This is a genomic window from Pseudoxanthomonas spadix BD-a59, assembly GCF_000233915.3.
In the GTDB taxonomy this organism is placed as follows: Bacteria; Pseudomonadota; Gammaproteobacteria; order Xanthomonadales; family Xanthomonadaceae; genus Pseudoxanthomonas_A; species Pseudoxanthomonas_A spadix.
The window spans coordinates 2727502-2751495 of record NC_016147.2 but is presented as its reverse complement, the minus strand read 5'-3'; the positions used below and the strand labels follow the sequence as shown (position 1 = coordinate 2751495).

Here is a 23994-nt window from a genome sequence, read left to right as displayed (position 1 = left end):
CATGGCCATCCGGCCCGCGCGTGGCGCTACATGTTCGCGCAGCGTCAATGCGGCCGACACGCGGTGTTCGCAGGCTTGGTGCTTGGGTAGTGGCCCAGAGCCATCGAGGCGGAGGCGCGTAATGAGTACAGTCAGGGCAGGAACGCTCCTGCATCCCCGGCTCCGGAATACCGGGAGCGATGGGCGCATGCACGGCCGTGGCCGCCAGTACGTGCGCGGCCGCAGCTCCCGCTGCCCGGCACGCGCCGCGGCAGGCCAGCAGTGAGCGCCATGCGGATCTGCCGGTTGCACCAGGACGGCGCCGGCCCACTGGACGGGCTGCAGGCGCGCTGCGCTGCGGCGCGCGAGGCCGGCTGCAACTACGTGTTGATCGCGCCGCCGTTCGCGCGCGACAGCGAGGATCGCCTGCTGGAGCCGCCCAGCGGCAGCGACGAGCAGGTCCAGCGCCTGCGTCAACAGGTGCAGGCCGCACAGCAGGCGGGGCTGAAGCTGTTGATCGACCTGCGCCTGGACGAAATCGGCGGCGCCAGCCCGGTGGCGCAGGACAATCCGCACTGGTTCCGCGCGCGCAGTTCAGCGGTGCCCGATCCGCGCATGCCGCGCGCCACCGGCGAGGTGGCCCAGGCGCGGTTTGCCTACGCGCAGGAAGGCGCGGCGCTGGTGCAATGGTGGGCCGGGCGCCTGCTTGAATGGGCCGCGCTGGGCGTGGCCGGCTTTCGCATCCTGCAGCCGCAGCAGGTGCCGGCACCGCGCTGGCGCGAGCTGATCGCGCGGGTGCATGCCCAGGCACCGGGCACGGTGTTCGCGGCCTGGACCCCGGGTGTGGGCCGTGAGGGGCTGCACGGGCTGGCCGGCGCTGGGTTTGATGCTGCGTTCTCCTCGCTGGCATGGTGGGACGGCCAGGCCAGCTGGTTCTTCGACGAGGATGCGGCGCTGCGTTCGCTGGCCCAGCGCGTGGTGGCGGTGGTCGATGCCGACGAGGGTGCCACCGCGCCGCGGCCCGGGCACTGGAGGCTGGCAGTGGCACTGGGCGATGCCTGGCTGGTCGGGGAACGACAGCTTGGTGGGGTGCCCGGCGGCCTGCGCCAGGCCGCCCCCGACCAGGCCGAGGCCGGCCTGCTGCGCATGCGGCCGCTGCTGCGCGAGGCCACCGGGCTGACCGCGCTGGCGATCGAGCCGGTGGCAGGTCCCGCCTCGCTGGTGTTGATCAACAGCAATGCCGATCACGTGGTGCCGGTTCCGGCCACCGACCTGTTGCGGCTGCTCGGTGATGCCGAGGCGCTGATCGACGAGGACGGGCAGCAGCTGCTGCCCGGCGCCGCGTTCGAGTCGCTGGACCCGGGCCAGGTGCGGACGTATCGGGCCGTGCCGGCGCGCCACGTGCTCACCGCGCCGCGGATGCGCGTGCGTGCGGCGAGCGCGGCCGCCTGGCCACGGGTGTGCATCGAGTCGGTGAGCCCGGCGGTGGACAACGGCCGCTTCCCGGTCAAGCGCACGGTGGGCGAGCGCGTGTGCGTGGAGGCCGACGCGTTCTGCGACGGCCACGACCGCATCGCGATGGCGGTGCTGTGGCGTGCGGCCGATACCCGCGACTGGTCCAGCGCGCCAATGCGGGCGCTGGGCAATGACCGCTGGCGGGCCGAGTTCCCGCTTGAGCGGATCGGCACCTACCAGTTCCGCATCGAGGCCTGGCGCGACGTGTTCGCCACCCTGCACGAGGACCTGGAAAAGAAGCGCGCCGCCGACACGGTGGTGCCGGTGGACGTACAGGAGGCGCTCGCCCTGATCGAGCGCGCGCAGGCGCGCAGCCAGGGCGAGCTGCGCGAACGGCTGCAGGCGCTGCTGGCGCGCATCGACGCGCACACCGACCCGCTGCAGCGACTGGCCGTGGTGCTGGAACCGGACACTGCGCAGGTGATGGCGCTGGCCGATGACAAGCCATTTCGGTCCGAGTATCCGGTGACCTTCCGGGTCGAGTCCGAGCGCCGCGCGGCGCATTTTGCCAGCTGGTACGAGCTGTTCCCGCGCTCGCAGAGCCCTGATCCGCAGCGCCATGGCACCTTCGACGACGTCGTTGGCCGGCTGCCGCACATCCGCGCGATGGGCTTTGACGTGCTGTACATGCCGCCGATCCACCCGATCGGGCACCGCAACCGCAAGGGCCGCAACAACGCGGTCGCTGCCACCGAGGGCGAGCCGGGCAGCCCGTATGCAATCGGTGGGCCCGAGGGCGGTCACACCACGGTCCACCCCGAGCTGGGCGGGCTGGAGGCGTTCCGCCGGCTGGTCCGTGCCGCCCGCGATCAGGGCCTGGAGGTGGCGCTGGACTTTGCGATCCAGTGCGCGCCCGACCACCCGTGGCTGCGCGAGCATCCGGACTGGTTCACCTGGCGCGCCGATGGTTCGATCCCCTACGCCGAGAACCCGCCGAAGAAGTACCAGGACATCGTCAACGTCGACTTCTACGCCAGCGGCGCGGTGCCCGACCTGTGGATCGCGCTGCGCGACGTGGTGCTGTTCTGGGTCGCCGAGGGGGTGAGCCTGTTCCGCGTGGACAATCCGCACACCAAGCCGTTCCCGTTCTGGGAGTGGATGATCGCCGAGGTGCGTGGACGTCGTCCGGACGTGGTGTTCCTGTCCGAGGCCTTCACCCGGCCGAAGATGATGTATCGCCTGGCCAAGTGCGGCTTTTCCCAGTCCTACACCTACTTCACCTGGCGCAACCACAAGGCCGAGCTGCAGGCCTATGTCGAGGAGCTCAACCAGGGTGTGCCGCGCGAGTGCTTCCGCCCGCACTTCTTCGTCAACACCCCGGACATCAATCCGCCGTTCCTGCAGACCGGCGGGCGCAACGGGCACCTGATCCGCGCCGCGCTGGCCACCACCCTGTCCGGGCTGTGGGGCATGTACCAGGGCTTCGAGCTGTGCGAGGCCACCGCGCTGCAGCCGGGCAAGGAGGAATACCTGGATTCGGACAAATACCAGCTGCGCAGCTGGCCCGAACGTGCACCGGGCGACATCGTCGACGAGATCACCCGGCTCAACCAGCTGCGCCGCCTGCACCCGGAGCTGCAGTCGCACCTGGGCACGCGCTTTTATCTGGCGCACAACGACCAGGTGCTGTACTTCGGCAAGCTGCTCGATGCCGGCTATCTGGCGCGCAGCCGCAGCATGGTGCTGGTGGCGATCAACCTGGACCCGCATGCGCCGCAGGAAGCGGACGTGGAGATCCCGTTGTGGGAGCTGGGCCTGCCCGACCACGCGGCGGTGGCGGCAGAGGATTTGTGGGACGGGCACAGCTTCCACTGGCACGGAAAATTCCAGCGCATCCGGCTCGAGGCTGCGCGGCCCTTCGCGATATGGCGCATCCGCGCCGGAGACCAGGCATGAACGCGGTTCGCTCCCTTGCGCCCGAGGCGGAGACTTCCGCGCTCGTGGCCGATGCGCTCTGGTACAAGGACGCGATCATCTACCAGGTGCACGTCAAGTCGTTCTTCGACTCCAACGACGATGGCATCGGCGATTTTCCCGGGCTGATCTCCAAGCTGGACTACATCGCCGAATTGGGCGTGGACACGGTCTGGCTGCTGCCGTTCTATCCCAGCCCGCGTCGCGATGACGGCTACGACATTGCCGAGTACATGGCGGTGCACCCCGACTACGGCGGCATCGCCGACTTCCAGCGCTTCGTCGAGCAGGCGCACGCGCGCGGGATCCGCGTGGTCACCGAACTGGTGATCAACCACACCTCCGACCAGCATCCCTGGTTCCAGCGCGCGCGCAATGCGCCGGCGGGATCGCCGGAGCGCGCCTTCTACGTGTGGTCGGACACCGACCAGGAATACGCCGGCACCCGGATCATCTTCTGCGATACCGAGAAGTCCAACTGGACCTGGGATCCGGTCGCCGGGCAGTACTTCTGGCACCGTTTCTATTCGCACCAGCCGGACCTGAACTTCGACAACCCGGCAGTGCTGGAAGCAGTGCTGGAGGTGATGCGCTTCTGGCTGGACATGGGCGTGGACGGGCTGCGCCTGGACGCGGTGCCGTACCTGATCGAGCGCCCCGGCACCTCCAACGAGAACCTGCCTGAAACCCACGCGATCCTGCGTCGGATCCGTGCCACCGTGGACGCCGAATATCCCGACCGCATGCTGCTGGCCGAGGCCAACATGTGGCCGGAGGACACCCAGCAGTATTTCGGCGCCAATGGTGACGAATGCCACATGGCGTTCCACTTCCCGCTGATGCCGCGCATGTACATGGCCATCGCGCGCGAGGACCGCTTCCCGATCACCGACATCATGCGCCAGACGCCGGAAATCCCGGAGTCCTGCCAGTGGGCGATCTTCCTGCGCAACCACGACGAGCTGACCCTGGAGATGGTCACCGACTCCGAGCGCGACTACCTGTGGCAGACCTACGCCTCGGATCGTCGCGCCCGCATCAACCTGGGCATCCGCCGGCGCCTGGCCCCGCTGCTGGAGCGTGACCGCCGCCGCATCGAACTGATGACCTCGCTGCTGCTGACCATGCCCGGCACCCCGGTGCTGTACTACGGCGATGAGATCGGGATGGGCGACAACATCCACCTGGGCGACCGCGACGGCGTGCGCACGCCGATGCAGTGGTCGATCGACCGCAACGGTGGCTTCTCGCGCGCCGACCCGGCGGCGCTGGTGCTGCCGCCGATCATGGATCCGCTGTACGGCTTCCAGGCGGTCAATGTCGAGGCGCAGATGCGCGACCAGCATTCGCTGCTGACCTGGACCCGGCGGGTGCTCAGCGTGCGCAAGCGCTACCACGCCTTCGGCCGCGGTTCGCTGCGATTCCTCTACCCGGGCAACCGCCGCATGCTGGCCTATCTGCGCTGTTACCAGGACGAGATCGTGCTGTGCGTGGCCAGCCTCTCGCACACGCTGCAGGCGGTCGAGCTGGACCTGTCCGAATTCGAGGGTCGGGTGCCGGTGGACCTCGTCGGTGGTGGCAGTTTCCCGCCGATCGGGCGGCTCACCTATCTGCTCACCGTGCCCGCATTTGGCTTCTACGCATTTCAACTGGTCAGCGAGGGCGCCATGCCTGACTGGCACGTGCCCAGCCCGGTGCCGCTGCCGGACTACCGCACCCTGGTGCTGCGCAGCGGCGTGGACGAAAGCAGCGCGCTGCTGCCGCACCTGGCGACCCTGGAACGGGAGATCCTGCCGGCCTGGCTGGCTGCGCGACGCTGGTTCTCGGCCAAGGACCGGGCGGTCAAGCGGGTGCGGGTGTGGCGACGCACGCCGTTGCCAGGCGATGAGCCGATCACCCTGCTGGAGCTGGATGTGGAGCTGGAGGACGGCCATCACGAGTGCTACATGCTGCCGGTGGGCATCGTCTGGGAGCGCGAGCAGCCCAGCACGCTGGCCGAGCAGCTGGCGCTGGCGCGGGTGCGGCAGGGCCGCGAGGTCGGCTACCTGACCGATGCATTCGCGCTCAAGGCAATGGTGCGCGGGATCATCGCGGCGCTGCGGCAGAACGCCGTGCTGGAGGTCCAGGGCGAGCAGGATGCCGCGTCGCAGGGGCAGATCCGCTTCGAGGCGACCGCGGCGCTGGCGGCGGTGGAGATCGCCGACGATCCGGAGGTGCGCTGGCTGTCGGCCGAGCAGAGCAACAGTTCGCTGGTGGTCGCCGACAAGGCCGTGTTCAAGCTGCTGCGGCGCGCGGTCTCCGGGATCAATCCGGAAATCGAGATCGGCCGGCGCCTGACCGAGGCCGGCTACGCCAATGCCGCACCGCTGCTGGGCAGCGTCAGCCACGTCGATGCCCAAGGCAACGTCACCACGATCGCGCTGCTGCAAGGCTTCGTGCGCAACCAGGGCGATGCCTGGCGCTGGACCCTGGACCACCTGGCGCGCAGCTTCGATGAGTTCGCCACCGCCCCAAGCGACCAGGCCCGCGCCGAGAGCGTGGACGGTTATGGCACCTTCGCCGCTGTGGTCGGCAAGCGCCTGGCCGAGCTGCACGAGGTGCTGTCGGGTCCAACCGACGATCCCGACTTCGCGCCACAGCAGGTCGAGCCGGCCACCGCCAGGGCGGTGGCCCAGGCGGTGGCGCGGCAGGTGGAGGAGACGTGGGCGACGCTGTCGGCGCGGCTGCAAAGCAGCGAGGACGCCGCCGAGCGCACTGCGCTGGAGGCCCTGCTGGCCGGGCGCGCACAGCTGGATGCGCTGTTGGCGCATGCGCCCGAAGCGCTCACCGGCTCGCTGCTGACCCGCGTGCACGGCGACTTCCACCTGGGCCAGATCCTGGTGGCGTTCGATGACGTGGTGCTGATCGACTTCGAGGGCGAACCGGCCAAGCCGCTGGCCGAACGTCGCGCCAAGGCCAGTCCGCTGCGCGACGTGGCCGGTTTCCTGCGCTCGCTCGACTACGCCAGCGTGGTGGCCGCGCGCGGCGAGGAAGGCACCGCCGCGCGCTCGGGCGTGGGCGTGGATGCGCACCTGGAGGAGTTCCTGGCGCGGTTCCGTCGCCGTGCCACCGCCGCGTTCCTCGACGCCTACCGCAAGGTGCTCCAGGCCAGCGCCCATCCGTGGATCGCGCCGGCGGCGCTGGACGCGGCGATCCTGCTGTTCCTGGTCGAGAAGGCCTGCTACGAGGTGCGCTACGAAGCGGCCAACCGGCCGACCTGGTTGCTGGTGCCCGTCCAGGGCCTGCTGCGCCTCTTGCAGGGTTCGGACACCGAAGCAGGGGATGGATGATGAACGAAGCGGTGAATGCGGTGACCAGTCGATGGGATCCCGGCGCGGTACGTGCCCTGGTGGAGGCGCGCCACGGCGATCCGTTCGCCCTGCTCGGTCCGCACCCGATGGAAGGCGGGCGCCTGCTGCGCAGCTATCAGCCAGGCGCCAGCGCGGTGAGCGCGGTGCTCGAGGACGGGCGCGAGATCGCGCTGGAGCCGGGCCCGGAACCGGGCCTGTTCGCCGCGATGCTGCCGGCCACCGGTGGCTACCGGCTGCGCATCCACTGGCCCGGCGGGGTGCAGGAAACCGCGGACCCGTACGCTTTCGGGCCGCTGCTGAGCGACTTCGACCTGCACCTGATCGCCGAGGGCCATCACCTGCAGCTGGCCGATGCGCTGGGCGCAAATCCCATGGAAATCGACGGGGTGGGTGGCACCCGCTTCGCGGTATGGGCGCCCAACGCCGCGCGCGTGGCGGTGATCGGCGACTTCAACAGCTGGGATGGGCGCCGCCACCCGATGCGGCTGCGCCACCAGGCCGGGGTGTGGGAGATCTTCATCCCCGACGTTGCGCCGGGTGCGCGCTACAAGTACGCGCTGCGCGGGCCACATGGCCAGGAGTTGCCGGCCAAGGCCGATCCGGTGGCGCGCCAAGCCGAGCTGGCGCCTGGCACCGCCTCCATCGTCGCCGACCCGACGCCGTACAGGTGGAACGACGATGGCTGGATGACCATGCGCGCGCGGCGCCAGGCCACCGACGCGCCGATGAGCATCTACGAGGTCCACGCCGGCTCCTGGCTGCGCGAGGACGGCGTGCACCTGGACTGGGATGGGCTGGCCGAGCGGCTGATCCCGTACGTGGTCGACATGGGCTTTACCCACGTGGAGCTGCTGCCGATCGCCGAGCACCCGTTCGGCGGCTCCTGGGGCTACCAGCCACTGGGGCTGTTCGCGCCGACCGCGCGCTTCGGTGCGCCGGAGGGTTTTGCCCGCTTCGTCGACCGCTGCCACCGCGAAGGCATCGGCGTCATCGTCGACTGGGTGCCGGCGCATTTCCCCACCGACGCACACGGGCTGGCGCACTTCGACGGCACCGCCCTGTACGAGCATGCCGACCCGCGCGAAGGCTTCCATCGCGACTGGAACACGCTGGTCTACAACCACGGCCGGCGCGAAGTGTCCGGCTTCCTGATCGCCAGCGCACTGGAACTGCTGCAGCGCTATCACGTCGATGGGCTGCGCGTGGATGCGGTGGCCTCGATGCTGTACCGCGACTACAGCCGCAATGCCGGCGAATGGGTGCCCAACATTCATGGCGGCCGGGAGAACTACGAGAGCATCGCCTTCCTGCGCCGGCTCAACCAGGTGGTGCGTGAGCACTCCGTTGGTGCGGTCACCCTCGCCGAGGAATCCACTGCCTGGCCGGGCGTCACCGCCGATGTGGCCCATGGCGGGCTGGGCTTCCACTACAAGTGGAACATGGGCTGGATGCACGACACCCTGCACTACATCGCGCTGGACCCGATCTATCGCCGCTACCACCACGGCGAACTGACCTTCAGCATGATCTATGCGTATTCGGAGCGCTTCGTGCTGCCGATCTCGCACGACGAGGTGGTGCACGGCAAGGGTTCGCTGCTCGGGCGCATGCCCGGCGATGAGTGGCAGCGCTTCGCCAACCTGCGCGCCTACCTGGGTTTCATGTTCACCCATCCGGGACGCAAGCTGCTGTTCATGGGCTGCGAGATCGGCCAGCCCAGCGAGTGGAACCATGACATCGGCATCCCCTGGCACCTGCTCGATGCGCCCGCGCACCGGGGCGTGCAGCGCCTGGTGCGCGACCTCAATCGGCTGTACACCGAATACCCGGCACTGCACGCGCACGACGACGATCCCTCCGGCTTTTCCTGGGTGATCGGCGATGCCGCCGCGCAGAGCGTGGTGGCGTACCTGCGCAAGGGCGGCGGCGATGATGCGCCGCTGCTGGTGCTGATCAATTTCACCCCGGTGGTGTACCGCGACTATCGCGTCGGCGTGCCGCGGGCCGGACTGTGGCGCGAACTGTTCAACAGCGATGCAGCGTGCTACGGCGGCTCCAACGTCGGCAATGGCGGCGCGGTGATGGCCGAGCCGCAGGCGCTGCATGGCCAATCGACGTCATTGCCGCTGGTGCTGCCACCGCTGGGGGTGCTGGTGCTGGCGCCCCAGGACTGACCCGGGGCCGCTGCCATGCGCGCAGCGGTGGACCTTCAGCCCGGGCGCGAGCAGCAGCCGCTCACGCCGCTGCGAACGCCGGACGGGTCAGGTTGTCGGCGCCGTCGTTGGTGCACAGCACGTTGTCCTCGATGCGGATGCCGCCGAAGGGCCTGAACTGCGCCACCCGGTCCCAGTCGATGGCGGCGCCGTGACCGTTTGCCCTGGCCTGGTCCAGCAGCATGTCGATGAAGTACAGGCCCGGCTCGATGGTCACCACCATCCCCGGTTCCAGCACGCGGGTCATGCGCAGGTAGGGATGTCCGGCCGGGCGCGGGATCCGGCCGCCGCGGTCCGATTCGGCCAAGCCGGCCACATCGTGCACCTGCAGGCCCAGCAGATGGCCCAGGCCGTGCGGGAAGAACGCGGCCGACACGCCGCTTTCCAGGGCCGCTTCGGGCGAGACGGTGATCAGGCCGAAGTCCCTGAGGATGCCCATCAGCGCCAGGTGTGCATCCAGGTGCAGCTGCCTGTAGTCCACGCCGGGGGCCACGGCCTGCGCCATCGCGATCTGGGCCGCATCGACCGCCTCGATCATCGCCTGGAACTCGCTGCCGACCTCGGCCGCATGGGTGCGGGTGATGTCGCTGGCATAGCCGGCCGCGCTGGCACCGGCGTCGATCAACAGGCTGCGCCGCTGCGCCGGCGCGCTGCGCTCCAGCTCGGTGTAGTGCAGCACCGCGGCGTGTTGGTTGAGGCCGACGATGTTGGCGTAGGGCAGCTGGCTGGCATCCTGGCCGGCCGCGCCGCAGTAGGCCAGGTGGATGTCGAATTCGCTGGCACCGCCTTGGAAGGCGGCCTCGGCTGCGCGATGGCCGCGCACCGCCCGCGCCTGTGCCTGGCGCATCAGGGCGATTTCGTAGGGGGTCTTGTACGAGCGCTGCCAGGCCAGGTAATCGATCACCGCTTCTGGATTGTTGGGGGCATATTCGCCCAGCGCGCTGTGTGCCTCGCCCAGGATTGCGCACAGGCGGGCCGGCTTGGGCAGCAGGGCCAGGGCCTGATCGGGCGTGCGGATGATGTGGATGTCGAAGTGCTCGAGCCACCAGCCGCCGGGCGCGTCCGGCACCGCGTGCCAGTAGTCGCGCGGCTGCAGGAAGATCAGCTGCGGGCGCTTCCCCGGCGTGTACGCGATCCAGCTGTCCGGCACCCGGGTCAGCGGCAGCCAGGCCTTGAACTGCGGGCTGACCTGGAACGGATAGGCCTGGTCGTCGAAGGCCTGGTAGTGCAGGCGGCCGCTGGGGATGACCAGGTGATCCAGGCCGCCACGGGCCAGGGCCTGGTCCGCGTGCGCCTTCAACCCGGCCAGGTGGGCGGCATACAACGCGGCGGGATCGGGCAGGGAGGTCATGGCGAAGGCTCGTAGTGAGGATGAGCCTGCAATCTTGCCGCAATCGCCATGCTGGCGTTGGTCTGGTGCCGGCCTGCGCGCGCCGTGCAGGCCCCTCGGTGCCACGAACGAGGCGATGAGGGCTTCGGGCGCTGCGCTTCGTCGAAGGATCGCTTGTGCAGCGCTGGATCAGCGCCCCAACCAGTCCCGCAACGCGGCCAAGTGTGCCGGCGAAATGGTGAGGAAGCGCAGCCCGGCCAGTGATTGCCCGGGGGTGTGCGCCGCGCCGGTCCACAGCAGGTGCGCGCCGACGTCGATGCTGGCCTCGCGCGTGCTGCTGCTGCCGGGCAGGGTGAACTGCAACTGGTACAGCGCGTCCTCGCGCAGGTGCTCGCTGGCCACCAGCAGCATGCCGGTCTCGGAGACGTTGCCGATCCGGCCGATCACCTGCGCGGTCATCACGTCGCTGACGACGATGACCCCGGTCGGATTGCGCCGCTGGGCGCGGCGGGCGTCGGTGATGCTCATGCCATCCCCGCCATCTCGCGCAGCCGGCCCACCGTGGCCTGCCAGGCGCGGTCGATCAGGCGCCCGCGGTCCTCGGTGAGCACCCGTGCCTGGTCGCGCGCCATCAGCCGGGCCACGCTGTCCAGGGTGTGCTCGCCGACCTTCTGGCCACGCTGGTTGACGAACAGGGCATGGTCGCTGGTCGGGTTGAACCAGGACAGGCGCAGCCGGCGCACGTCGCCCTGCTGGTTGTGGACGAATTCGAACCAGGTGCCGAATGGCTGCTTGCGCAGGGTGTCGTAGCTGGCCTGTTCGGCAAGGGTGCGTGGCGGCAGCGCCACCTTGACCGAGGCTTCGGCCGCGGCGGTCCTGGCGCGGGCCTGCAGGCGCGCGGCCAGGTCGGCGGCGCCGGGCGGTTCGACATCGGCACCGGACAGGCGCTGGGCGATCACCGCCGCCTCGTCGCCGTGGTAGCCCAGCTGCACCAGCGCCCGTTCGATCCGTGGCGAGAGCGCCGGTTCGGGCGTGGCGTCGGCGCCGCCGATGGCCTGCGCGATCCGGCCGGTGATGCTGGCCACTTCCTGCCATTGGGCCGAGTCCTGGCCATTGCGCAGGTGGGTCAGGGTGAGCACATCGGCCCAGGCCTGGGTCAGCAGGGCCTGCACGAACGGCGCCGGCTGGCGTCCGTCCAGGGTGCTGGCGATCAGATCCGTGGCGCTGCGCTTGGCCAGCTCCAGCCGGTCGCGGCCACGGGCGGCCTCCACGTGTCGGCGTTCGGCGACCTCGGCCTTGCGCGCGGCCACCTGGAAGTGGTCCTGGACCTCGCGCTGGGCCTGCTCGAACACGGCCTCCTCGCCGGTATATTCGGCCAGCACCTTGGCCACCGCCGCGCGCAGCTTGTGCAGCAGGACCGGATCGATCTCGTCCTCGCCCAGCCAGCTGGCCCCGGATTCGGCCACCGCGTTGAGCAGTTCGCGCGCCGGATGCTGTGGACGCAGGAAGAATTCGCGGTCCTTCAACGCGGCCTGGACCACCGGCACCTGCAGCTGGCCGAGCAGGTCCGAGGCCGGCCCCTTGCGCACCTCGCGGCCGATCTCGTGGTAGAGCAGGTCCAGCAGTTCGAAGGTGTCTTGGTCCTCGCGCGTCAGGGCCGCATCGGGGCCGTGAGCGCGGCGCAGGCCGGCCAGGGTGCGCTCGCGCACCTCCGCCAGCGAGGTCGGTGCTAGCGGCACCTGGCCCTGGGCGACCTGCAGCTGCAGCACCTGCAAGGTGTCGAGCAGCTTGCCGGTGGGCAGTGGCGTGGCGTGCGCGCCGACGGCACCGGGGCTGGCCCCCGGCCCGGCTGCGCCCGGTGCCGGCGAAGCCGAGCCCGGTCCGGCTGCCGGATGCGCGCCGCCGACAGGCGCCGATGCGGGAAAAGCAGCGGCAGGCCCGGTCCTGGCCGGATCAGCCGGCCACCCGGGAATGCTGCCATCGGCCTGTCCCTGCGAGTTCCCCCGGGCCCGCGCGTGCCCGGCCGAGAGCAGGCGCTGCAGCGAGGCAAAGGTGGCAGGGGCCTGCTGCGGGCGCGCCGGCGCAGGCGGACGCGCCCAGCTGGGCGTGCTGTCCTGTCCCGGCGGCGGCCGGGTGGGGGGCGCCTGCGATGCGGCCACTTCCGGCGACTGGGTGTCGCGGGTCACCGGCACGCGGCCGGACGGCGTGCGGGCACGCTGCGGCGCGAACACCAGGCCGGGCAGCACGCCCTGCTGGCCGAGCAGATCGTTCAGCTCCTCCAGCATCCGGCCGTAGCTGGCCATGCCGCGCTGTTCGAAGTTGCGATACAGCTGCAGCTGGGTCGGCAGGTCCAGGTCCAGTTCGGCCGAGGCCGCCCGCAGGGCACGGCACAGCGACTGCGGCGACAGCGGCTGCAGGGTTTCCTCCAGCGCCGGGCTCCCGGCCAGCACGCCCAGGCGCTGCGAGAACAGGTGCAGCGCCTGGTGGTGGCGGTTTTCGAGGCGGCGGGCGATGTCCTGCAGGACGATGTCCTGGTCGATGTCCTCGTCGGCCACCAGGGTCAGCATCGAGGGAATCCCGGCCGGCTCCTGCGGCGCCTGGCGCGGGCTGCGCAGGTTGGCCAGCTCGCTCTCCAGCACCGCCGCCATGCGCGGCAGCAGGCGCGCGCGGTGCTTGCGCAGCTGCTGCAGGTTGGCCATGTGGGTGCCCTGCAGCTCGTTGCTGCGGGCGCGTTCGGCCTGCGCGAACAATTCCTGCTCCAAGGCATCGGCCGTCGCTTCCAGACGCGTGGCCAGATGCGGCTGCAGCCGGGCCAGCAGGCTCTCCAGGATGTGGCGCACGCGCGCCGGCAGCGACGACGCGGCCAGCGTATCGGTGGTGGTGTCGATGGGTGAAGCAGCCCCTGAAGCAGCCATTGGATTCCGTTTCGGCCTTGATGCTCTGCCACCGATTTCTAACACACTTGTCAATTGCACCGAGGTGCAGCACCGGCGTGGTGGCGCGCTCACGCGTCCAGGAACAGCTCCATCACGTCGTTGGCAAAACGTAATCCCAGCGCGGTGGGGGTCACCTGGCGGTCGGTGACTTGCAGCCAGCCGCGTTCGGCGGCCTGCTCCAGCGTCGGGGCGATGTGCGCGGCTGGCACGCCGGTGCGCACCTGGAAATCGCGCAGGGCAAAGCCTTCGCGCAGCCGCAGCAGGTTGAGCATGTACTCGAACGGGCGCCGCTGCGGGGCGATCAGCTCGTCACCCCCGATGCTGGCCGCGGTGCCGGCGCTGGCCAGGTAGCGGGTCGGGTGCTTGACCTTCCAGCGGCGCAGGATGGTCTGCTCGCCGCCGGAGGTGATCTTGCCGTGGGCGCCGGCGCCCAGGCCCAGGTAGTCGCCGTAGCGCCAGTAACCCAGGTTGTGCGCGCACTGGCGGCCCGGCTTGGCGTAGGCGCTGACTTCGTAGTGGCCATAGCCAGCCTGGGCCAGGCGCGCCTGGCAGGCTTCCTGGATGTCCCAGGCGGCGTCTTGGTCAGGCAGGCCCTGCGGTGGGCGGGCGAAGAACACCGTGTTCGGTTCCAGGGTGAGCTGGTAGTGCGAAATGTGCGCCGGTTGCAGGGCCAGGGCGCGCTCCAGATCGGCCAGGGCCATGTCCAGGTCCTGGCCGGGCAGGGCGTACATCAGGTCCAGGTTGAGGTTGTCCAGACCGGCGTCCTGGGCCAGCTTGACCGCGGCCTGCGCCTGGGCGCTGTCGTGGATCCGGCCCAGCCGCTTGAGGCAACCATCATCGAAACTCTGGATGCCGAAGCTCAGCCGGTTCACGCCGGCCGCGCGATAGCCATCGAAGCGCCCGTGCTCGGCGGTGCCAGGATTGGTCTCCAGGGTGATCTCGCAGCCGGGCGCGAAGCGCAGCCGCGCGCTGGCCGCCTGCAGGAAGCGGTCGATCTGGTCGGCCGGGAACAGGCTGGGCGTGCCGCCACCGAAGAACACGCTGTGCACGCTGCGGCCCCAGACCAGCGGCAGGTCCTGGTCCAGGTCGCGGATCAGCGCATCCACGTACTCATCGAAAGGCAGCGGACCCTTGGCTTCATGCGAGTTGAAGTCGCAGTACGGGCACTTGCGCACGCACCAGGGCAGGTGCACGTACAGCGATAAAGGAGGCGGGATGAGGGCGACGGACATGAGGGGCTGTGGCGGCGTGACCGCCTGGCGGTTCAGGCGTGGGCGAACAGCGCCGCCAGCGAATCCCTGAGCGTTGCCAGGGCACGCGCGCGGTGGCTCAGGCGGTTCTTCAGCGCGGTGTCCATCTGCGCCGCGGTCAGGCCGTAGTCGGGGTCCAGGAACAACGGGTCGTAGCCGAAGCCGACATCGCCACGCAGTTCGCGCAGGAGCTGGCCTTCCCAGACGCCTTGGGCGATCAGCGGCTGCGGATCTTCGCGGTGGCGCAGCAGCACGATCACCGCGTAGAAGCGCGCGTGGCGCTGGCCATCGGGCACATCGCGCATCGCCTCGAGCAGCCTGGCGTTGTTGGCTGCATCGTCGCCGGGTTGGCCGGCATAGCGTGCGCTGTACAGGCCCGGCGCGCCGTTCAGGGCATCGACGATCAGGCCCGAATCGTCGGCCAGCGCCGGCAATCCGGTCACCGTGCAGGCGTGGCGCGCCTTGATCAGCGCGTTCTCGACGAAGCTCAGGCCGGTCTCGGCCACCTCTTCAACGCCGAGGGTGCTCTGCGCGAGGATTTCACAGTGCAGATGGGCGAGCAGGGCGTTGAATTCGGCCAGCTTGCCGGCGTTGCCGCTGGCCAGGACAAGACGTTTCATCTCCCGGGCTCCAGCAGGTCCCACTGGTTTGCGTAGGCATCGCCGAACACCGCGAGCGCGGCGCAGCATGCATGGCGCGGTGCCTGCTCGGTCTGCACGCCGCGTGCGGGGTGATCGGCAAAGGTGCGTCTGATCGCCAGCATGCCCAAGGCTTCAGTCAGCCAGTGCGTCGCGCTGGGCCTGCACCAGCTGGTCGATGCCGGCCTGGGCCAGGCCCAGCAGCGCGTCCATTTCCTCGCGGCGGAAGGCGTGCCCTTCGGCGGTGCCCTGGACCTCGATGAAGCCGCCGCCATCGTTCATGACCACGTTCATGTCGGTGTCGCAGTCGCTGTCTTCGGCATAGTCCAGATCCAGCACCGGCACGCCCTTGTAGATGCCCACCGACACCGCGGCGATCGCGCCGAAGATCGGATCGCGCTTGATCTCGCGGCGGGCCTTGAGGCCGTTGACCGCATCGGCCAGGGCCACATAGGCGCCGGTGATCGCGGCGGTGCGGGTGCCGCCATCGGCCTGCAGCACGTCGCAGTCCAGGGTGATGGTGCGTTCGCCCAGGGCGCCGCGATCCACGCAGGCGCGCAGCGAGCGGCCGATCAGGCGCTGGATCTCCAGGGTGCGCCCGCCCTGCTTGCCGCGCGCGGCTTCGCGGTCGCTGCGGGTATGGGTCGAGCGCGGCAGCATGCCGTACTCGGCCGTCACCCAGCCCTCGCCCTTGCCGCGCAGGAAGGCCGGCACGCGGTTTTCCACGCTGGCCGTGCACAGCACGCGGGTCTCGCCGAAGCACACCAGCACCGAGCCCTCGGCATGGCGGGTGAAACCGCGCTGGATCGACACGGGACGAAGCTGGTCGGCAGCGCGACCGCTGGGACGGGAAAAGGTCATGGAGGATCGCTTGCAGGAGTGGGTCGCGTCGGCGTGAGGTGCCGGTCCGACAGGCTCCTAGGGTACCATCCACGCCCCTTTTTCCCCCGGAAAGCCGCCCGCCGTGATCCGCAGCATGACCGCCTACGCCACCGTCGAGCGCCCGATCGAAGGCGGCGCGCTCAGCGCCGAACTGCGCGCGGTCAACCACCGCTTCCTGGAACTGGGCCTGCGCCTGCCCGATGAACTGCGCGCCCTGGAACCGGCGCTGCGCGAGCGGGTCGCCGCCCGGGTGGCGCGCGGCAAGCTGGAGCTGGTGGTGCGCCTGCGCGCGGCCGAAGGCGAGGGCGGATTGCATCTGGACCAGGCGATGGTCGAGCAACTTGCGCAAGTCAATGCCGGCCTGGCCGCGCGCTTTCCCGGCCTGTCCACCAGCCTGACCGAACTGCTGCAGTTCCCCGGCGTGTTGCGCAGCCGCGACATCGATCCGCAGGTGCTGCAGGCCCAGGCGCTGGTGTTGCTGGAGGCGCTGCTGGACCAGTTCACCGCTGCCCGCGAACGCGAAGGCAGCAAGCTGGCCGAAGCCATTGCCGAGCGCGTGGACGCCATCGAGGCCTGCGCCGCGCAGGCGCGCGAACTGATTCCGCAGATCCGCAGCAGCCAGCGCCAGAAGTTGGAAGCGCGCCTGGCCGAGCTGGCCCAGCCGGCCGACCCGGGCCGGCTGGAACAGGAGCTGGTGCTGTCGCTGCAAAAACTCGATGTGGACGAGGAACTGGACCGCCTGGGCAGCCACATCAAGGAGATCCGCCGCGCCCTGAAGCAGGACGGTGCAGTCGGCCGGCGCCTGGACTTCCTGCTGCAGGAGTTCAACCGCGAGGCCAACACCCTGGGCTCCAAGTCGGTGGACATCCGCACCACCAACATTGCGGTGGAGCTGAAGGTGCTGATCGACCAGATCCGCGAGCAGGTCCAGAACCTGGAGTAGTGCTTCACGGGGGCGCATGCCATCCGGAATACACGAGAAAAATCCTTTTTTACAGTGGCTTTTTATCTCGTCATGTAGCAGGCGATCCCAGCGTCGGGCAGGCCTGCTTGAGCTTTGTCCACCGCCGCCCACCTTGTGAGTGGCGCCAGGCGGGGGAAGGCTTTCCCCCTGCTCGTTGGCCCTGCTGCGCAGCAGCCCATGCATTGCCTGCAGCCTGCTGCGGTCCTGCGCGGCCCGATGCTGTTGCGCGTTGGCTACGCGCGAGCGGCCAGGCGCCGGAACAGCGCTGCGCGCGCCTGGTTGAGTGCCTGGGCCGCCTCCACGTCGCTGTGCGCTCGGGCGAGCTGCTGCAGGTCTTGGAGCGTGACGCCCGTGCGCAGGAACTTGGCCGCCTCGGGCATGCTTGAGGGCTTGTCCAGCGGCGTCATCGCGTCCCGGGGCCGGTAGGCGCGCCTTGGCAGGCGGAGGGCGTGGTGAGATTTATGCGCCAAAGCCTATAAAGTACATTCATCGAGGATGGCGCATGAGAAAGAAATATGTGCCAAATTCCATATTGACCGATTATAAGAATTGGCGCATATTCGTCGGCGAGGAGATAGTCATGCATGACCTTGCCCGCACGCCCAAGCAGATCGGCACCATTATCCGCCGCAACCGCAAGCGCCTGGGCATGAGCCAGAGCGAGCTGGGCGATCGCGTCGGCTTGCGACAGGAAACGATCTCGTTGATCGAAACCGGCAATCCGGCAACCCGGCTGGACACGATGCTGTCGGTGTTGGCTGCTCTTGAGCTGGAATTCCAGATCGCCGCCCGCAGCCGCGGTTCCGATCCCCAGGACCTGATCTGATCATGGCCAGGACGCGTCGACATCCGCCGCTGCGCGTGTACCAGAATGATCGGTTGGTCGGGCATCTGCTGAAGGAGCGCAGCGGTGCGATCGAGTTCCGTTACGACCGCCAGTGGCTGGAGCGCAGCAGGGCGTTTCCGGTGTCGCTGTCGCTTCCGCTGCGCGAGGAACCCTGGCGGGGCGAGCCGGTCGTCGCGGTCTTCGAGAACCTGTTGCCGGACTCGGATGACCTGCGAAAACGCGTGGCCGAGAAGGTCGGCGCGGCCGGCGCCGACGCCTACAGCTTGTTGGCTGCCATTGGCAGGGACTGCATCGGTGCCTTGCAATTCATCGCCGGCGATGCGGCGCCGGAAGGCACGTCGACTCTCTCCGGAGAGCCGGTCGACGACGAGGCCATCGAACGACTGCTCAAATCGCTGGCCCAGGCCCCGCTGGGCTTGAGCCGGGACGACGACTTCAGGATTTCGATCGCAGGTGCTCAGGAAAAGACCGCGTTGCTCTGGCTGGACGGCCAATGGCTCAAGCCACATGGCACGACCCCGACAACGCATTTGTTCAAACCGCAGATCGGCAAATTGCCCAACGGCATCGACCTCTCCAACAGCGTCGAGAACGAGTTCTATTGCCTGCAACTGCTGAGGCACCTCGGCCTGCCAGTGAACCACGCCGAGATCGCGACGTTCGGCCAGGCCAAGGTGCTGGTCGTGGAGCGCTTCGACCGGGTCTGGAGCAATGGCCGTTTGATCCGCCTGCCGCAGGAGGATTGCTGCCAAGCGTTGTCCGTGCCGCCGGCGCGCAAGTACCAGAGCCACGGCGGCCCCGGCATTCGGGAAATCGCGGAACTTCTCAAGGGTGCCGACTCGCCCGCCGACGATCACCGCACATTGCTCCGGGCGCAAGTGGTCTTCTGGCTGATCGGCGCGGCCGATGGACATGCCAAGAACTTCAGCGTCTTCCTGCATCCTGGTGGAGGCTACGCGCTGACGCCGCTGTACGATGTGCTGAGCGCGCAGCCCAGCCTCGATGCACGCCAGATCGAACGAAAAAAAATGAAGCTTGCCATGTCGGTCGGCAACAACAATCACTATCGCATCGATGAAATTCAGACCCGGCACTTCTTCCAGACAGGTGAAGCAGCGGGCCTTCCGCCTTCGCTGGTCAGGGGCGCCATCGAGGACATCGCTGCCCGCATGGAGGGTGCATTGGCATCGCTCGAAGGCCAGTTGCCAGCGGGGTTCCCACCAGCGTTGCATGAATCCGTCAACGCAGGCGTCCAGCGCCGAATGCGGGTATTGCAGGCAGGCCTGGAATCCTGACGCCGGCACATTCCAATGAATGCGTGATGCGGAAACCATCTGACAGGTGAGACCGGCGCCATGACTACATTCTCGACAAGGCATGGACTCTCTCGGCCCGACGCGGAAATTACCATCCGGCAGGACGCCCCAAGCGAGATGCGAGACGCGCTCGTCTGCGTTGCCTATCAATGCGGTTTTAAGCCCCTCAAGGCAGGGTCACGGCCGCCAGGGAGTTGCATGAGGCCGCCATCTGCAAGGGGGCAAGGCGCAGGAGTTCGAAGAGGCGGAACCGATGGTGGGCATCAGCGGCGTGCCATGCCGCTATCTTGTCCGACGTAAAACCGGCCGCAGCTAAGGCGAGATGGAAATGATGGGCGCCGCTGCGATCGACTCAATGTCGGCACGGCCATAGAGCAGGCATCGGAGCGAGAGGTGCTGGCCGTGCCCATCGAGCACCTGTCGAATATCGGCGGCTGGGCAGCCATCTTTGCCAACATCCACATCGGTGGCCGCCAGATTGATTTTCTGGTCGCCACCGATTCCCCCGACGTTGGTTATCGAAGCAAAGTATTTCTCGCGTCGTGTCCGCGGCAAGGTCAATGGCCTCTGGCAGATACACGTGTCGGAGAGCGCCTGAAAGAATGTCGGGAACCCCTGCGTTCAGGCGCTGCGATGCAACGCACGCACTGAAGGATCACCTCCGGGCCTCTCACGGCGAAAATCTCGGCTATCGGACTACGTGTGTCGTCATCGCCCCGAAGGTGCCGGTGGGGTCCGACGTGCTCTGTGAAGTGTCGGCTCACCAATCAATCTGCCTTGGTTTGCTTTCACGGCAGGCGTAATTAAAACAGTCGAACTCTTGGGGGCATGTGCGTCTTGCGGGAGTGGGGGCTGGCGGCCCGGTGCGGCTTTGCTAGACTTGCCCGCCTTTTTCCGCAACCGCCGCTTTCGCGCGGCGATGCCAAGGCCACCTTCGTCCATGCGCGGCACCCTCTATATCGTCGCGGCCCCTTCGGGCGCCGGCAAGAGCAGCATCGTCAACGCCACCCTGGCGCGCGATCCGCGCATCAGCCTGTCGATCTCGTTCACCTCGCGCCCGGCACGTCCGGGCGAGCGCCACGCCCAGCACTATCACTTCGTCAGCGCGCAGGAGTTTCGGCGCATGATCGAGGCGGGCGATTTCTTCGAGTACGCGCTCGTCCACGGCGACTGGAAAGGCACCGCCGGCCAGTCGGTGGAACCGCAGCTGGCCGCCGGCCAGGACGTGCTGCTGGAGATCGACTGGCAGGGCGCGCGCCAGGTGCGCGAGAAGGTGCCCGATGCGGTCAGCGTGTTCATCCTGCCGCCCTCGCGCCAGGCGCTGGAGCAGCGCATGCGCAAGCGCGGCCAGGACAGCGAGGAGGTCATCGCCCGGCGCCTGGCCGCCGCGCGCGAGGAGATGTCCCATTACGACGAGTTCGACTACCTGATCGTCAACGAGGTGTTCGATACGGCCGTGGATGAGATGTGCGCGATCTTCACCGCCAGCCGCCTGCGCCGTGAGCGGCAGGCGGCCGAGCATCGCGACCTGATCCAGGCGCTGCTGGACGATTGAAGCCGACCCACCGGCCCCACGCGTTGAACGTTGCTGTCCGTCTGCATCGGGCTTGGCCGTCGAACCGCTTGTGCCCATGCCGCGTTACCAGCGGGGGGCAGATGGGCGCCCGGCCTGCTTAACCGGTTGATTTCAAAGGAACGGATTGCAAGCTGGCCAGCACAGGCCTACAATCGCCGGTCCCTTTCGCTAGTCGTGCGGCCCACCTTGCCGGTGGCAGTCCGCCTGGAGCCCCACATGGCCCGCATCACCGTAGAAGATTGCCTGCAAGTCGTCGACAACCGTTTCGAGCTGGTCATGATGGCCGCCAAGCGCGCCCGCCAGCTGGCCAACGGCGTCGAACCGACCATCGAGAACGACACCGACGACAAGCCCACCGTGCTGGCGCTGCGCGAGATTGCCGCCCGCAAGATCGACAACGCGCTGATCGACCGCGTCGAGAAGGCCGAGCGTGAGCGCGCCGAACGCGAAGCGCTGGAATGGGCCGCCGCCGAAGTGGTCGCCGACGATGACATGTCCAAGGGCGACGACTGATCGCTGGCGGACCCTTCCGCGCTGCCTGAGCCGACGGCCCGCCTTGTGCGGGCCGTTTGCGTTGGTGCGCCCGGGACCGGGTGCATCCGTGGGCAGGTTTGCAGCACACTGCCCATGCCGGCATCTGCCCACCTGTCAAGAACATCGCCGACAATGGCCCGAAGAGGGCAACCGGCTGGACGAGGATCCAGTGCGGCCGGACCGGCAGCCCGGCCCGGCATCCGTCCCCTCCCTACATGAGCGATCCGCATGGCCCACGTTCCAGGCAGCAACTTCGACGACATCAGCCTGTGCCTGCGTGAGTTGGCCGGCGACTTGTCCATTCACTGGACCGGTGCCAACGACGGCATCTGGCGCACCCTGGACCAGCAGCTGTGGCGACTCACGCGCAATCCTACCCTGGTGTTGAACACCATTTCGGCATCGGCGTTGCGGGTGCAATGCGAGGTTCCCGAATTCCGCGCCCTGGTCCAGGCCATGATGGCCGGGCGCCAGCGCGCGCTGGCGGCGCCATCCTGGTTGCAGGGGCTGCCGGCGGCCCCGGCGCTGCGGTCGGTGGCCTACTTCTCGATGGAGTACATGCTCGGCGAGTCGCTGCCGATCTATTCGGGCGGCCTGGGCAATGTCGCCGGCGACCAGCTCAAGGCCGCCAGCGAACTGGGCGTCCCGGTGACCGCGGTGGGGATCCTCTGGCAGCAGGGCTATTTCCGCCAGGAGATCGACGGCGAGGGTCGCCAGCACGCCCTGTATCCGGTCAACGATGCGCACGAGATGGCGGTCGAGCCATTGCTGGATGCCAACGGCAACCGGGTGCGCCTGACCATGCACCTGCGCGGCCTGGACATCTGGATCCGCGGCTGGCAGGCCCGGGTCGGTCGCACCCGGCTGTTGCTGCTGGATACCAACGACCCGGCCAATCCGGTGCCGATCCGTCTGACCACCGGCCAGCTGTACGGCGGCGACAGCGAGATGCGCCTGCGCCAGGAACTGGTCCTGGGGATTGGCGGTTGGCGGATGCTCCTGGCGGCCGGCGTGGAGCCGGACATCTGCCACCTCAACGATGGCCATGCGGCGCTGGCGGTGCTCGAACGCGCCCGCAGCTACATGCAGGCCCACGACGTGTCCTTCCAGGTGGCCCTGGCCGCGACCCGGCCCGGCAACCTGTTCACCACCCATACCCCGGTGGCGGCCGGCTTCGACCGGTTCGCGCCGGCGTTGATCGCCCGTTACCTGGGCGGCTACGCCGAGCAGGAACTGGGCCTGTCGCTGCCGGCATTGCTGGCGTTGGGCCGCCAGCACGCCGAGGCCGACGCCGAGCCGTTCAACATGGCCTATCTGGCGGTGCGCTGCGCCGGGGCGGTCAATGCGGTCAGCAGCCTGCACGGGCAGACCAGCCGGGATATCTTCCAGGGTCTGTTCCCGCGCTGGCCGACGCCGGAAGTCCCGGTGGGCCATGTCACCAACGGTGTCCACCTGCCGATGTGGATGTCCTGGCGGATGCGCGCCGCGCTGTCCCCCGGGGCGCAGGCCGAGGACTGCATCGGGGACGGGGCGGTGGATGTCCCCAATGCCGTGGCGCAGGCCAGCGACGGGCGGCTCTGGGACCTGCGCAACCAGGCGCGGACCCGGCTGATCGTGTTCGCCCGGGCCCATCAGGCCCGGAGCCGGGCCGCACACGGCGACACGCCCGAACGCATTGCCTCGGCCGGGCAGGGGCTGGATCCGCATCGCCTGACCGTCGGCTTTGCCCGCCGCTTTGCCAGCTACAAGCGGCCCAACCTGCTGCTGTCCGATCCGGAGCGCCTGCTGCGCCTGCTCAACCACCCCAAGCGTCCGCTGCAACTGCTGGTGGCGGGCAAGGCCCACCCGGCAGATCTCGAAGGTCAGCAGATGCTGCAGCGTTGGCATGCATTCACCCGTCAGGCCCAGACCCAGGGTCGGGTCGTGTTGCTGCAGGATTACGAGGTGCGCCTGGCCCGGCATCTGATCCAGGGCGTGGACCTGTGGCTGAACACGCCGCGCCGGCCCTGGGAGGCCAGCGGGACCAGCGGCATGAAGGTCCTGGCCAATGGCGGGCTCAACCTGTCCCAGCGCGATGGCTGGTGGGCCGAGGCCTGCGAAGGAGAAGTCGGCTGGAGCATCGGCGACGGCGAGGAGCACGACGCTTCCCACGACGCCATCGATGCCGAGCAGCTCTATACGGTGCTGGAGGAGGAGGTCGTCCCGGCCTTCTACCAGCGCGATGCCGAGGGCCTGCCGCAGGCATGGTTGCGACGGATGCGCCACAGCATGTCCGAACTGGTCCCACGCTTCACCGCCGAACGCGCGGTGCGCGACTACACCGAGCGCTATTACCTGCCCGGGGCCAGCGCCTATCTCGCCCGGACCAGGCTCGATCCCGGGCGGGCCGGCCGGCTGGCACAGGTGTCCGAGCAGCTGCGCCAGCACTGGCCGCAGATCCGGTTCGGATCGGTGCAGGTGCAGCCGGGCGCCTCGGCCCACCAGGTCGAACTGTCGCTCGAGACCGGCGCAATCGCGCCGGAGTGGCTGCAGGTGCAGATGTATGCGGACGGCATCGCCGGGCAGCCGGCACGGGTGCTGGCGCTGGAGGCGGTGCCGGGCGGCCAGGCCGGTGCGCCGACGCGCTACCGCGGCAGCATCCCCGGCGACCGCCCTGTGGAGCACTACACCGCGCGGGTCATCCCGTCCGACGCCTGCGGGCTGGCGGTGCCGCTGGAGCTGCCTCTGATCGCCTGGCAGCGCTAGCCGCG

General features: G+C 68.9%; 18 protein-coding genes. 10 read left to right on the top strand and 8 right to left on the bottom strand.

The genetic code is table 11. The features are described 5' to 3' along the window. Positions 1 to 270: 270 nt before the first annotated feature. Genes DSC_RS12445 through glgB form a run of 3 tightly spaced genes read left to right on the top strand, consistent with a single transcriptional unit; the run spans position 271 to position 8932 of the window. A complete protein-coding gene (locus DSC_RS12445) occupies positions 271 to 3390 on the top strand; it encodes an alpha-1,4-glucan--maltose-1-phosphate maltosyltransferase (protein WP_014161524.1) in 3120 nt (1039 codons plus the stop codon). Next, positions 3387 to 6737 (top strand): maltose alpha-D-glucosyltransferase, encoded by a 3351-nt coding sequence (gene treS, locus DSC_RS12440; RefSeq protein WP_014161523.1) that lies wholly within the window; start codon positions 3387 to 3389, stop codon positions 6735 to 6737. Before DSC_RS12445 ends, treS begins: the two co-directional genes overlap by 4 nt. Next, positions 6737 to 8932, top strand: coding sequence for a 1,4-alpha-glucan branching protein GlgB (glgB, locus tag DSC_RS12435; protein WP_014161522.1), 2196 nt, complete (start codon positions 6737 to 6739; stop codon positions 8930 to 8932). Before treS ends, glgB begins: the two co-directional genes overlap by 1 nt. Positions 8933 to 8993: 61 nt before the next feature. On the opposite strand, the gene pepQ is transcribed toward glgB, so the two are convergent. The 7 genes from pepQ to rph all read right to left on the bottom strand — a co-directional run bounded on the left by pepQ (position 8994) and on the right by rph (position 15986). Continuing rightward, positions 8994 to 10322 carry a Xaa-Pro dipeptidase gene (gene pepQ, locus DSC_RS12430; protein ID WP_014161521.1) on the bottom strand — a complete coding sequence of 443 codons (1329 nt, stop codon included), beginning with the start codon at positions 10320 to 10322 and terminating at the stop codon, positions 8994 to 8996. A 168-nt stretch (positions 10323 to 10490) separates the two neighbouring features. Further along, a complete protein-coding gene (locus tag DSC_RS12425) occupies positions 10491 to 10829 on the bottom strand; it encodes a PilZ domain-containing protein (protein WP_014161520.1) in 339 nt (112 codons plus the stop codon). Then, positions 10826 to 13216 (bottom strand): DUF1631 domain-containing protein, encoded by a 2391-nt coding sequence (locus tag DSC_RS12420; protein WP_014161519.1) that lies wholly within the window; start codon positions 13214 to 13216, stop codon positions 10826 to 10828. The genes DSC_RS12425 and DSC_RS12420 overlap by 4 nt, the downstream gene beginning before the upstream one ends. 89 nt (positions 13217 to 13305) lie before the next feature. Next, positions 13306 to 14469: a radical SAM family heme chaperone HemW gene (gene hemW, locus DSC_RS12415; RefSeq protein WP_014161518.1), complete on the bottom strand. Its 1164-nt coding sequence runs from the start codon at positions 14467 to 14469 to the stop codon at positions 13306 to 13308. 32 nt (positions 14470 to 14501) lie between these two features. Further along, the gene (gene rdgB / locus DSC_RS12410; RefSeq protein ID WP_014161517.1) at positions 14502 to 15107 is read right to left on the bottom strand and encodes an RdgB/HAM1 family non-canonical purine NTP pyrophosphatase; all 606 of its coding nucleotides are present in this window, start codon (positions 15105 to 15107) and stop codon (positions 14502 to 14504) included. After that, on the bottom strand, positions 15104 to 15250 hold the full coding sequence (locus DSC_RS16905; protein ID WP_014161516.1) for a VOC family protein: 147 nt from the start codon (positions 15248 to 15250) through the stop codon (positions 15104 to 15106). The genes rdgB and DSC_RS16905 overlap by 4 nt, the downstream gene beginning before the upstream one ends. A 10-nt stretch (positions 15251 to 15260) precedes the next feature. Then, positions 15261 to 15986 (bottom strand): ribonuclease PH, encoded by a 726-nt coding sequence (gene rph / locus DSC_RS12405; RefSeq protein WP_014161515.1) that lies wholly within the window; start codon positions 15984 to 15986, stop codon positions 15261 to 15263. 103 nt (positions 15987 to 16089) lie between these two features. On the opposite strand from rph, the gene DSC_RS12400 reads away from it, so the two are divergent. Then, positions 16090 to 16950 (top strand): YicC/YloC family endoribonuclease, encoded by an 861-nt coding sequence (locus tag DSC_RS12400; RefSeq protein ID WP_014161514.1) that lies wholly within the window; start codon positions 16090 to 16092, stop codon positions 16948 to 16950. A gap of 254 nt (positions 16951 to 17204) precedes the next feature. Here DSC_RS12400 and DSC_RS16900 read toward each other — a convergent pair whose 3' ends face one another. Then, a complete protein-coding gene (locus DSC_RS16900; RefSeq protein ID WP_014161513.1) occupies positions 17205 to 17378 on the bottom strand; it encodes a hypothetical protein in 174 nt (57 codons plus the stop codon). Between the two features lie 95 nt (positions 17379 to 17473). On the opposite strand from DSC_RS16900, the gene DSC_RS12390 reads away from it, so the two are divergent. The 6 genes from DSC_RS12390 to glgP all read left to right on the top strand — a co-directional run bounded on the left by DSC_RS12390 (position 17474) and on the right by glgP (position 23989). After that, positions 17474 to 17797: a helix-turn-helix transcriptional regulator gene (locus tag DSC_RS12390; RefSeq protein WP_238527644.1), complete on the top strand. Its 324-nt coding sequence runs from the start codon at positions 17474 to 17476 to the stop codon at positions 17795 to 17797. 2 nt (positions 17798 to 17799) lie between these two features. Beyond that, a complete protein-coding gene (locus DSC_RS12385) occupies positions 17800 to 19113 on the top strand; it encodes a type II toxin-antitoxin system HipA family toxin (protein ID WP_014161511.1) in 1314 nt (437 codons plus the stop codon). Between the two features lie 414 nt (positions 19114 to 19527). Continuing rightward, entirely contained in the window at positions 19528 to 19785 is a 258-nt protein-coding gene (locus DSC_RS16715) for a hypothetical protein (protein WP_148268139.1), read from the top strand. Positions 19786 to 20074: 289 nt separating this feature from the next. Beyond that, positions 20075 to 20689: a guanylate kinase gene (gmk, locus tag DSC_RS12380; protein WP_014161510.1), complete on the top strand. Its 615-nt coding sequence runs from the start codon at positions 20075 to 20077 to the stop codon at positions 20687 to 20689. 237 nt (positions 20690 to 20926) lie between these two features. Then, positions 20927 to 21223 (top strand): DNA-directed RNA polymerase subunit omega, encoded by a 297-nt coding sequence (gene rpoZ, locus DSC_RS12375; protein ID WP_014161509.1) that lies wholly within the window; start codon positions 20927 to 20929, stop codon positions 21221 to 21223. 249 nt (positions 21224 to 21472) lie between these two features. Beyond that, entirely contained in the window at positions 21473 to 23989 is a 2517-nt protein-coding gene (glgP, locus tag DSC_RS12370) for an alpha-glucan family phosphorylase (protein WP_014161508.1), read from the top strand. The last annotated feature ends 5 nt before the right edge of the window (positions 23990 to 23994 follow it).